The following is a 9,929-nucleotide window of genomic DNA, read 5'->3' as shown; positions in this document are numbered from 1 at the left end:
CAGTTTTTTACGTAAGGATAATAGCCCTCGGGACTCGGGCAGAAATACCAGTAATAACTCTGCTCTCTATGAGAGTTCTGCTGGATATATTCTTGAGGCTGCTGCTGCATAGCAGCAGGCGCCGAATAGTACGGATAGTATGAGTATGGATAATATGGATAGTATCCGCCCCACCAGGGACCCCATCCGCCCCATCCCCAGCCCCATCCCCAACCTGGGCCGATCCAGACGCCGCCGCTCCAGTGGCCGCCGTGCCAGCCGCCACCGTGCCAACCGCCGCCACCGTGCCAGCCGCCGCCGCCACCACCGTGCCAGCCACCTCCACCAGAGTTCGCGAATGCGGGCAAACTACTTGCAAAGACAAGTACCAAAACAGCAAGAACAAGACAGATGGCCTTATTCATAGTTTACCTCCCTTTGCTTGGAGTCTCTTTCCTCTTTCGAAAACCCTCCTATTTTTACCTCTCTCTACTATTATTATAGCAGACGTTAAAACCGACCGAAAAGTTACAACGAAGTCGCCCGTCCCCAAAAATTTTATCGGCCCCAAACCGTTATCCCGGTCAGCTACCCCCGCAGCAGAGAACCCATGGATTTGAAAACATATTTAACTCCCGAAGGCGATCGTTTTGGCATGAGAAAGAACTCTGCCGTTTCGATAGGCGATCTATATTCGATTTGCGCCCTCCGGAAACAGTCCTCAAGACTCCACCGCTGTCTCTTGTCCACAAATATATCAACCATACCACCAGTTTACCGCGTCGCTGAGGTGCCTTCTGTCGATTTCGATCTCTCTTTTCGTCTCCCTCCAATCAGCGGGACAGTCTTGCACGAGGGATTCGAGCTTCTTCTCGATATGGTCTACAATATCGAATAGGTCAAAATATTCGGCCCGCCTCGTTTCTTCGGCGGCGGTCGTAGACTCCACCTTACAGACGATATTCAAGACCTTTGTCTTCATCTCGCTCAGCTCTCTATAGATAGCGTCGCAGTACTGGCGGACATCCATTTTCTCTCTCATCGCCATAGATTATCTCCTTTCTCCGGCTATAAACAAAAAAACCGAGCAACCGAAGTCATCTCCATGTCCTTCGGCAGCTCGGCCATGCCCACTCATTCGGCATCCGCCGCTTTCAGTCCCCTCCTTTCGGAGGGTTTAGCTTTATCGGGACTTCTCCATCTTCTTTCTTAATCTAACTCTTTGCTTCGGGGCAAGTCAAAGTCGGAATGGTAAATGAGACGGAATGAAATCATCACGCGGTTACTCCGGACGGGCAGAAAAAATCAGATGTCATGCACCAAATTCGTGAGCATCAAATCCGGCGCAAGGGTCAGCCCGCCCAGGGCATTTTGGAATAGACTTCGGTCAATTTATCGCGGTACTCTTTGAAGAAGCGTTCGTGTCCTCTTTCCCATTCAGCGAGCATGGCGAGTGCCTCCCTGGCCTTTCCCTTCGTCTGGCCCGCCATCCTCTCATAAAACTCACTCAAATCCTTTTCGATCAGCCAGGCCACGCTGAAAACGGTAACGTCTGGGACCATCGATTCATACATCCAATGCTGAAGGAATTCCGATTTTGCCCGCTCATCGAAAAAACTGGTCGTTCCGGGATGATATCCTTTTTCAATCCGTAATTGGTCCGGGCCTTCCCGCTTCAGATCTTCGAGGATCTTTTTGATAAAAAGGATATGCTGCTCTTCCTCCTTGATCAACTGGGTAAAGGCGTCCACCGCTGCTCCCCATCCCATTCGTTCGAGAGAAGTCTGGAAGAAGGTTTTTCCGGTCTCCTCCTGGTTTAAGGCATATTCGAAGATCTTGATCAAATTTTGATCGGCCGGCATGGTTCCTCCCGGTGAAGAAGAGATTGTTTAGCTTAATCCTTAACCGGTAAAAAATCAATTATATCCCTTTCCCTCCTCTTGACAGTGAACTATCGTTCACCTTATAATGAAACCATGAAAAGAGGCTTGAAAGAAGATACGCTCCGAAGGAGAGTCAAGGGGATATCCCGTTTCTATTCCCGGAGAGGAAGGATGCCGAGCTTTTCGGAAATCGGGGAGATAGTGGGGTTACGCTCAAAAAATGCGGTTTTCAAGCTCGTTAACAGGCTTGAACAGGACAAAGTCCTTGAGAGGGACTCGAAAGGCAGGCTCATACCCCTATCGATAGCTTCCCCGGTAAAGATGCTCGGTACGGTGGAGGCCGGCTTCCCGAGCCCTGCCGAGGAAGAACTAGCGGACACCTTTTCCCTTGATGACCTCCTCATACAGAACCCCGAAGCCACGTTTTTACTCAAGGTATCAGGGGATTCGATGTCGGGGGCAGGCATACTCCCGGGCGATATGGTCCTCGTCGACAAGGGTGAGGCCCCGAAGAGCGGGGATATCGTCATTGCCGAGGTTGACGGGGAATGGACCATGAAATATCTGAGGAAAAGGGGAGAGAGCGTAGTACTCCTGCCCGCAAACCCTCAATATCAGCCTATCAAGCCCAAGAAGGAACTCAAGATCGCCGGAGTGGTAACGGCTGTTTTGAGGAAATACCGATAAGAACCCTTTTTGAGGAGCACCATGGATACCCAACCCTTAACCATCCATTCCTGGCCGAGGGCGATCCTCCATCTCGATGCCGACGCCTTCTTCGCATCCTGTGAACAGGCGATCCATCCGGAGTTGAAGGGGAAACCCGTGATAACGGGCAAAGAGCGCGGGATCGTTGCTGCGGCAAGCTACGAGGCGAAGGCGCTGGGAGTGCAGAGGGGGATGAGTCTTTACGAGGTCAAGAAGGCCTGTCCCGGTGTCGTTATTCTTCCTTCGGATTATGAGACTTACAGCCTCTTTTCTGTCCGGATGTTCGAGATCCTCAGACGCTTCTCGCCGGATGTGGAGGAATACTCGATCGATGAGGCCTTTGTCGATCTGACAGGCCTGAGAAGGTCCTTTCACGGTCCTTACGGGATGATAGCCGGCAACATGCAGGAGACGATCGAGAGGGAACTGGGGATTACGGTATCCGTGGGAGTGAGCCTTTCAAAGGTCCTGGCGAAGATAGGGTCGAAGCAGAACAAGCCCCGGGGGCTTACCCTCATACCGGGAAGGGATATCCATCGTTACCTGGAAGAGTTGCCGGTCGGGAAGGTATGGGGGATCGGGCCGAACACAGCAGCATTCCTCGGGAAGTTCGGAATAACTACCGCCCTTCAGTTCGCAAGGAGGGATGAGGGGTTTGTACAGGGACACCTCTCGAAACCCTACAGGGAGATCTGGCATGAACTGAACGGACGGTCTGTCTACCCTGTCACCGTAGAATCAAAAAGCAGCTATCAATCCATAAGCAAGGCAAAGACCTTTACCCCACCTTCACAAGATGAAACCTTTATCTTTGCCCAGCTTTCGAAAAACCTTGAGAACGCCTGCATCAAGGCGCGTCGTCACAAGCTGTCAGCAACAAGGCTTCTTATTTTTCTCAGGACACAGGAATTCAGGGATAGCGGCACGGAGATGAAACTGAACCGCCCCAGCGCTTACCCATCTGACCTCTTTAAGCCTCTCCAGGAAGGCTTTCATCACATCTACCGGCACGGCTGTCTTTATCGCCAGACCGGTGTTGTCCTTGCCGGCCTCATGCCGGACAACAGCATCCAGTATACCCTGTTTGATGACAGGGCGAGGATAGAGAAGATGTCGAGGATTTACAGCACGCTTGACCTGTTATCCGAAAAGTTCGGAAAATACGCGGTCCATCATGCTGCGAGCCTCCCGACAAAGCTTCAGGCCCTGCATGAGGGAGAGCGGGGGGATGTCCCGGAGAGGAAGACAGGGCTCCTCAAGGGCGAAAACAAAAGGCAGCGACTGGGATTGCCCGTGCTCTCTATGAAAGTTTAGTAAGCCCGATCTTTGTCCTGCTTCGAGTCCCTCTCTCATCAAAGCGGCATGAGCGGTATCGGAAACTCATTGACTTTTCGTAGTCTCTATTTTTATAGTCATAGGAGTCGGCATCACAGCAAAACGAATAAACTTCTTCGAGGTAAAAGAGATGCAGAACGTGCTCACCATAATCGAGAACTTGGCGTTAAAACACGATAAGATACCGCCGGACCTCGTCAGGGATAAGAACATAAAGCTCGGCCTTCGGAACGAAGACGGCACAGGGGTCTTCGTCGGCATAACAAGCAAGGGACAGGTAATCGGCTACAAGAAGGAGATTCAGGGAGACGGGTCCGAGAAGAAGATAGACCTCGGCGGTGAACTCTATTACTGCGGCTACAACATTAAAGACCTCGTCAGGCATCAGCAGGAGGAGGGGAGGTGGGGCTACGAGGAAACGACGTACCTCCTCCTCACCGGAGAGCTCCCGAATCAGAAGCACCTCGACATCTTCACGAAGGAGCTTGCCGAGAGAAGGCACCTCCCGAAAGAAGCGAAAAAGATAATCGTAAACAGACCGCCTCATGATGATCAGATGGGGTCCCTTCACACGATCGTTTCGGCGATGCATCTCTTCGATGACAACCCCGACTCTACCGACATAAAGGATCTGGCACGACAGTGCATCGACCTCATCGCAAGGTTTCCGACGATCGTCGCGTACAACTACCAGGCATCAAACGCGCACGCAAAAGGAGCGCGCGCGCTGCGGGAGCCGAGAGATGATTACAGCCACGCGGAGAACTTCCTCTACATGTTGAAGGGAAAGAAACCGGACAGGCTCACTGCTTCGCTCTTCGACATGATGCTCGTCCTCCATGCCGAACACGGCGGCGGCAACAATTCGACATTCACCGTCAGGACCGTCTCCTCCGCTGCCGCGAACAGTTACATGGCGATATGCTCGGGGATCGCCTCACTTTCAGGGCGTCTCCACGGGGGCGCCAATGAAGCGGTTGAGGGCATGATCGAAAATATAAAGGCCAACGTGAAAGACTGGGACGATGACTGTGAAATCTCACACTACCTCGAGAGGATTCTCGACGGCAAGGCGAATGACAAAACGGGAAAGATCTACGGCATCGGGCATGCGGTATACACGAGGTCGGACCCGAGGGCAGAGATACTGGAACGCAAGGCGGAAGAGATCGCAGAGAAGAACGGCATGAGCGAAGAGTTTGCATTGTACAGGAAGATCGCGATGCTGGCGCCGAGAATCGTCGAAGCGAAGAAGGGAAAGGTAGCGGCGGCCAACGTCGATTTCTATTCGGGATTCGTCTACCGGTCGATGGGAATACCGAAAGAGCTCTTCACCCCCATCTTCGCGATGTCGAGGGTCGCGGGCTGGTCCGCCCACCGGATTGAAGAGATCATACAGGGAAGACTGATGAGGCCGTCCTACTACTCATCCTTACCCGGTCTCAGAAAAGAGTACGTTCCTCTCTCTTTGAGGTAACAAAAACATATCCGTTATCCGATAATGTTTCCGATTGTTCCCGAGATGATGGTCTGATCGCCTCATTAGAGAGAAGTTTCTTAGGGGCCATGCCGTAGGCGATAGGGAACCAGGGTCGACGTGAGGGGAAGAACGACAGCAAGAGGAATGCGGAAGATGAGTGCTGGGGGTAGAGCACTTATGATCCGAATGACATTTATGGTCGTGGCGCTGTCGGTGAGCGCAAGCCTCTTCTCATGCTCCCGGACAGGCCAGAAGGCCTCCGGCCCTCCTGAGAAAGTCACGATAGCCCTTTCCGCAACGACCGACGCGGTGCTTGCCGAAGTCGCGCAGGTTCAGGGTTTATACAGACGGGAAGGGTTAGAGGCGATACTGCACCTCCATCCATACGGGAAGCTCGCCCTCGAAGATGTCCTGTCGGGCCAGGCCGATTTTGCGACTGTCGCGGAAACGCCGGTGATGTTCGCGATCATGAAGGGTGAAAAAATATCGGTTATCGCGTCCATCGAGTCTTCTCACAGGGACAACGCAATAATCGCGAGAAGGGACAGGGGGATTCTCACCCTCAAGGATCTCAAGGGGAAGAAGGTAGCAGTTACGAGAGGCACAACCTCCGATTACTTTCTGGACGCCATCTTGGTTCCTAAAGGAGTCGCACCGAAAGAGGTGGAACTTGCTGATCTGAAGGCTGAGAAGATACCTCAGGCTTTGGCAAACGGCGATATCGACGCTGCCTCGACGTTCAATCCCTACACGCTTCAGGCGCAAAAGAAACTGGGCGGACGCGGGATCACATTTCAAGATGAAAACATCTACACCTGGACCTTCAATCTGGTCGCTACACAGGAATTCATACGCAAGAACCCCGAAAGGGTAAAGAAGATGCTCCGCGCTCTCGTGAGGGCCGAGGAATTTGTAAGTCAGAACGGAACTCAAGCGCAAAAGATCTTGGTTGATTTCACCGGCATAGATATCGAGATCGTTCGCGCCGTGTGGGCCGATACGACCTTCAGAGTGTCGCTTGATCAGGCATTAATCCTTGCGCTTGAGGATGAGTCCCAATGGGCGATCGCGAACGGGCTGACAAGTGCTACGAAGATCCCTAATTATCTCGATTTCATCTATCTGAAGGGACTCCAGGAGGTCAAACCCGAGGCCGTGAGAATTCTGAGGTGAAGAAGATCCATGCAGATTAAACAGAGACTGAGGCTTAACGCAGTCGTTATGGCACTGTCGGCTTTTGCCGTGATTGCCGTGCTCCTTGTGACGATGCACCGAGCGATGAGGGCGATGGAGAACGACAGGATCGCCGACGGCATAATCACGGCCTCGTTTGAGAGGGGAACGCTCAGGGCCGATTATCTGCGCACCGGCAGCGACAGGGCAAAGGAACAGGTCTCTGCCAAGCACAGGGAGATAGCCGAACTGCTCACAGTAGCGTCGGAAAAGTTTACCGATCCCGAAGACAGAGAGACCATCGCCGCATTGATGAAGGGTCATGAGTCGATCGGAAAAAACTTCAGGGCGATTGTCGAAAACCGGAGAGAGAGCGCATCGTTGGGCAGGTCCGCCTCTGTTTCGAGGGAGAGCGAAGACAGATTCCTCAGTCAGTTGAACATGAGGGTTTACGAAGCGGCCCTGCTCGGACGGAAGCTCCAGGAGTCTAGCAGTGCTGCCCTTGTTTCGGCCTTACGGCTTGCGGGAGGCGGCATCGCCTTTGTGTTCCTCCTTGTCAGCTCGCTAACACTTGCGAACTCATGGATGACGGGCAGGGCGATAACGGACCGTATCACCAGGCTCCGCGACGGCGCTGCCGTGATTGGGGAAGGGGACCTCAATCACAGGATCGGCCTCAAAGGTGATGACGAATTTGCCGAGCTCTCTGCGGCCTTCGACGCGATGACAAAGAAACTGCACCTGTCTTATAGCAACCTTGAAAAAGAGATTACGGAGCGCAGGCGGGCCGAGAGCGTTATGAAGGCCCGGTTCAGAATGTTGGAGGCTGCTTACACCGGTGAAACATCCGTTGACGAAGCGCTGCAGCTGACGCTCGATGAGATCGAAAGCCAAACGGGCAGCAAGATCGGCTTCTACCATTTTCTTGAGGCGGATCAGGAGACGCTCTCGCTGCGTCGATGGTCCACGAATACCGTCTCCTCCATGTGTACCGCCGAGGGCGCGGGCAGTCATTACAATATCTCGCAAGCCGGCGTATGGGTGGATTGCGTGCGAGAGCGAAAGCCCGTCATCCATAACGATTATGCGTCATTGCCTCACAGGAAGGGGATGCCCCCGGGTCACGCGCCGGTAATTCGTGAAATGGTCATACCTATTATGCGCGGCGAGCGGATTGTGGCCGTCATCGGAGTCGGCAACAAGCCGACAGACTATACCGCGACTGATATTGAGATCGCTACGCTTTTGGGCGATTTTTCCTGGGAGATCCTTGAACGTAAGCGGGCGGAAGAGGAAGTGCGCCGGGCCGAGCGCGAACGCGAGGTGTCGCTGGAATTCCTGCATATCGTAAATGAGAGCATAGGGACTCATGATCTTATTAAATCGGCAGCGACCTTCTTCCAGGAGCAATCCGGCTGCGAGGCTGTCGGCATCCGCTTAAAAGAAGGTGACGATTATCCTTATTATGAGGCCCGGGGCTTCCCGAAAGATTTCATTCAGGTGGAAGGCTCCCTCTGCTCCTGCGATGAATCCGGAAACGTCATAAAGGATGAATGGGGAAATCCGATTCTCGCCTGCATGTGCGGAAATATCATCTGCGGAAGGTTCGACCCCGAAAAACAGTTCTTCAGCAAGGGCGGAAGTTTCTGGACAAACAGCACGACGGAACTCCTTGGCAGCACCACCGATGCAGACCGCCAGACGCGCACGCGCAACCGGTGCAATGGTGAGGGTTACGAATCGGTGGCGCTGGCGCCGTTATACATCGGCGCGGAGCGTTTGGGTCTGATCCAATTGAACGACAGACGAAAAGGAATGTTCACGCCGGAGGGTATCGCCCATTGGGAAAGACTCGCGGGGTATCTCGCGGTTGCCCTGGCGAAATCCCGCAGTGAAGAGGCGCTCAGGGTGAGCGAGGAGAAGTTGTCTCTGGCGTTGCGCGCGGCTGACATGGGGATCTGGAGGATGGACTTAAGCGAACAAAAGCGGTATTTCGACGACCAGACATGCCGCTGCCTGGGGATCGATCCGGCTTATTTCCGCGGGACTACCGAGGAGTTTTACGCAGCTGTGCATCCCGATGACCGAGAAGGCATCACCGCTGCCCTTAACCGGACTATCCGAAGCGGCACGCCGTACGAGGTCGAGTATCGGGCAGTCTGGCCGGACGGACGCATCCGCCATATAGCCGCACGCGGGCGATTGGCGAGGGACACGGCCGGTCAGCCGCGATGGATTGACGGCCTGGCCTGGGATATCACCGAGCGCAGGAAGGCCGAGGAAGAGATAAGACATCTTGCGTCATTCCCGAGCCTGAATCCGAATCCGATATGTGAAGTGGATTCGTCGGGCAACGTGACCTTCTGTAATCCGGCAGCGGGGAAAACACTGGAAGACATCGGCTTGGACAGAGGCGAAGTCGCAGTTTTCATGCCCGCCGACATGGCCGACATACTGAGGCTGCTCGAGAGGGCGGAAGAAGCAACCTTTTACCGTGAAGTCACGGTGCAGGACAGGGTCATGGGCGAAACGATCCATCTCGCGCCTCAGTTCGACGTGGCGCGTATTTATGCCTTAGACATCACCGAGCGCAAAAAGGCCGAGCGGGAAATTTTGAGGTTGAGCGAAGAGATGGCGGCGAGGAACGTCGAGCTTGAAGCGGCAAACAGGGAGCTCGAAGGCTTCAGCTATTCGGTGTCCCACGACCTTCGCGCTCCTCTCCGCCATATGACGGGATTCGCGGACTTGCTGGAGAGGAGATCACGGGCTGAGTTGGATGAGACAAGCCTCCATTATGTGTCCGTCATCTCACAAGCGGCAAAGAAAATGGGAGTCCTCATCGATGACCTGCTCGCGTTTTCGCGCATCGGCCGCGCTGAGGTACGAATGAAAAGAGTAGGCCTGACCGCACTCGTGAAGGAGGTCATCCAGGAAGTGCATGCCGAGGTAAAGGGGCGGGACATTGCATGGAAGATCGGTGAACTGTCTGATACATACGGGGACCCATCGATGCTGAAGCTCGTCCTTGCCAATCTGGTCTCGAACGCGGTAAAATTCAGCCAGAGACGTGCTCAGGCCGAAATCGAAATCGGCTGCAGAGAAGAAAAAGAGGAAGTCGTCTTTTTCGTTAAGGATAACGGTGTCGGGTTTGACATGAAATATGCCGACCAACTCTTCGGCGTGTTTCAGCGTCTCCATCCCCGTGAAGAATTCGAGGGCACCGGCATCGGTCTCGCCAATGTCCGGCGCATCATAGCACGCCACGGTGGGAGGACCTGGGCCGAAGGCTCTCCGGGAGAGGGCGCCACAGTCTATTTCGCCCTTCCGAAGACAAAGGAGGATTAGACATGTCTGATCTCAGGTGTATTTTG

General features: G+C 53.9%; 8 protein-coding genes and 1 riboswitch. Of the genes, 5 read left to right on the top strand and 3 right to left on the bottom strand.

Annotation, left to right across the window (positions count from 1 at the left end; all coding sequences use genetic code 11):
- The 3 genes from VEI96_12460 to VEI96_12450 all read right to left on the bottom strand — a co-directional run.
- A partial coding sequence (locus VEI96_12460) for a hypothetical protein (protein HXX58807.1) occupies window positions 1-404 on the bottom strand: 404 nt, incomplete at its 3' end.
- 332 nt (window positions 405-736) lie between these two features.
- Window positions 737-1,027 carry a hypothetical protein gene (locus tag VEI96_12455; protein HXX58806.1) on the bottom strand — a complete coding sequence of 97 codons (291 nt, stop codon included), beginning with the start codon at window positions 1,025-1,027 and terminating at the stop codon, window positions 737-739.
- 63 nt (window positions 1,028-1,090) lie between these two features.
- Window positions 1,091-1,171, bottom strand: a riboswitch (cyclic di-GMP riboswitch).
- Between the two features lie 160 nt (window positions 1,172-1,331).
- Window positions 1,332-1,841 carry a ferritin family protein gene (locus VEI96_12450; GenBank protein HXX58805.1) on the bottom strand — a complete coding sequence of 170 codons (510 nt, stop codon included), beginning with the start codon at window positions 1,839-1,841 and terminating at the stop codon, window positions 1,332-1,334.
- Between the two features lie 114 nt (window positions 1,842-1,955).
- Here VEI96_12450 and lexA point away from each other — a divergent pair, with 114 nt between their 5' ends.
- The 5 genes from lexA to VEI96_12425 all read left to right on the top strand — a co-directional run bounded on the left by lexA (window position 1,956) and on the right by VEI96_12425 (window position 9,903).
- Window positions 1,956-2,549: a transcriptional repressor LexA gene (gene lexA, locus VEI96_12445; GenBank protein HXX58804.1), complete on the top strand. Its 594-nt coding sequence runs from the start codon at window positions 1,956-1,958 to the stop codon at window positions 2,547-2,549.
- A gap of 21 nt (window positions 2,550-2,570) precedes the next feature.
- Complete coding sequence (locus VEI96_12440; protein HXX58803.1) at window positions 2,571-3,884, top strand: DNA polymerase IV; 1,314 nt, start codon at window positions 2,571-2,573, stop codon at window positions 3,882-3,884.
- Window positions 3,885-4,035: 151 nt separating this feature from the next.
- On the top strand, window positions 4,036-5,382 hold the full coding sequence (locus VEI96_12435; protein HXX58802.1) for a citrate synthase: 1,347 nt from the start codon (window positions 4,036-4,038) through the stop codon (window positions 5,380-5,382).
- Window positions 5,383-5,562: 180 nt separating this feature from the next.
- Window positions 5,563-6,558: an NrtA/SsuA/CpmA family ABC transporter substrate-binding protein gene (locus VEI96_12430; GenBank protein ID HXX58801.1), complete on the top strand. Its 996-nt coding sequence runs from the start codon at window positions 5,563-5,565 to the stop codon at window positions 6,556-6,558.
- Window positions 6,559-6,567: 9 nt separating this feature from the next.
- Entirely contained in the window at window positions 6,568-9,903 is a 3,336-nt protein-coding gene (locus VEI96_12425; GenBank protein HXX58800.1) for a GAF domain-containing protein, read from the top strand.
- Window positions 9,904-9,929: the final 26 nt, after the last annotated feature.

The sequence above is a fragment of the Thermodesulfovibrionales bacterium genome (assembly GCA_035622735.1).
Classification (GTDB): Bacteria; Nitrospirota; Thermodesulfovibrionia; order Thermodesulfovibrionales; family UBA9159; genus DASPUT01.
Note: the sequence above shows the minus strand (reverse complement) of the source record. Positions and strands in the feature narration are given on the sequence as shown.

What these genes read in the sequence shown, in the direction of transcription:
- VEI96_12455 (HXX58806.1), bottom strand. Translation starts at nt 1,027, where the DNA reads ATGGCGATGAGAGAGAAAATGGATGTCCGCCAGTACTGCGACGCTATC.
- VEI96_12450 (HXX58805.1), bottom strand. Translation starts at nt 1,841, where the DNA reads ATGCCGGCCGATCAAAATTTGATCAAGATCTTCGAATATGCCTTAAAC.
- lexA (HXX58804.1), top strand. Translation starts at nt 1,956, where the DNA reads ATGAAAAGAGGCTTGAAAGAAGATACGCTCCGAAGGAGAGTCAAGGGG.
- VEI96_12440 (HXX58803.1), top strand. Translation starts at nt 2,571, where the DNA reads ATGGATACCCAACCCTTAACCATCCATTCCTGGCCGAGGGCGATCCTC.
- VEI96_12435 (HXX58802.1), top strand. Translation starts at nt 4,036, where the DNA reads ATGCAGAACGTGCTCACCATAATCGAGAACTTGGCGTTAAAACACGAT.
- VEI96_12430 (HXX58801.1), top strand. Translation starts at nt 5,563, where the DNA reads ATGATCCGAATGACATTTATGGTCGTGGCGCTGTCGGTGAGCGCAAGC.
- VEI96_12425 (HXX58800.1), top strand. Translation starts at nt 6,568, where the DNA reads ATGCAGATTAAACAGAGACTGAGGCTTAACGCAGTCGTTATGGCACTG.